This window comes from Caloramator australicus RC3 (genome assembly GCF_000297115.1).
GTDB lineage: Bacteria > Bacillota > Clostridia > Clostridiales > Caloramatoraceae > Caloramator > Caloramator australicus.
On the sequence record NZ_CAKP01000099.1, the window covers coordinates 1 to 1,143 of the forward strand.

Consider the following 1,143-nt stretch of genomic DNA (forward strand, 5'->3'; position numbering starts at 1 on the left):
GCTTGCATTTATATCTCTATCATGAACTGCACCACACTTTRGACATTTCCATTCTCTCAATGCTAAATTCTTTACATCAGGATTTTTATATCCACATTCACTACATGTTTGACTTGATGCATAATTTTGTGGTGCTATTATTATTTCTCTGCCATACCATCTTGCTTTATATTCTAACATCCTTCTAAATTCTGCCCATGATACTTCTGTTATTGCTTTGGCTAATTTATGATTTTGTTGCATATTTTTTACCTGTAAATCTTCTAAAACTATCACTTGGTTTTCGTGTATAATTTTAGAAGATAATTTGTGAAGAAAATCTTTTCTTTGATTTGATATCTTTTCGTGTAGTTTTGCAAGTTTTTGTCTTGTCCTTTCATAGTTTTTACTTTGCTTTTGCTTTCTTGATAATGATTTTTGTATAATTTTAATTCTTTTTTCTGTTTTTCTTAACCATTTTGGATTTTCTACCTTTGTTCCATCAGATAAAATAGCAAATTCTTTAATTCCTAAATCTATACCTACTTTTTTATCTATTTTCGGTAATTCTTTAATTTCTTCTTCTACAAGTATAGAAGCATAATATTTGCCTGTTGGCGTTTTTGATATAGTTACGGATTTAATTCTTCCTTCAAATTGTCTGTGTTGTTTTATTTTTATTTTTGTCTTTAACTTTGGAACTTTTAGATAACTACCTTCAAGTGTTACTGTCCCATTTTGATTATTTGTAGTATAAGACTGGTAACCTTTCTTTTTCTTGAACTTTGGAAAGGCTGTTTTTTTATCTCTAAAGAATTTTTTATATGCCTTCTCTAAATTAAGCTGTGCATTAGCAAGGGCAAGGCTATCTACTTCCTTTAGAAACGGATATTCTTTTTTATATTGTGCAGGTGTATTGTTTAGCATTTCTCCTGTTTTTTTATAGTATTCTATTTTGTCATGTAGCATTTTGTTGTATATAAATCTTACACAACCAAATACTTTAGCAAAATATTCTTCTTGTTCTTTTGTTGGATATATCCTGTATTTATAAGCCTTTAGCAAAATTACACCTCCTTCCTGTAATACTGATTATATCATAAAAAAGAATTTATCAATCAACATTCATCACCCACTTATAGAAGTGGGCGACTTCTGTTGCTC

At 29.1% G+C, this 1,143-nt stretch carries 1 protein-coding gene; it reads right to left on the reverse strand.

Annotated features, from left to right (window positions below):
- Window positions 1-1,044, reverse strand: a 1,044-nt coding sequence (gene tnpB, locus CAAU_RS09740; protein WP_040306471.1) for an IS200/IS605 family element RNA-guided endonuclease TnpB, incomplete at its 3' end; no start/stop codon positions are given.
- Between the last annotated feature and the right edge of the window lie 99 nt (window positions 1,045-1,143).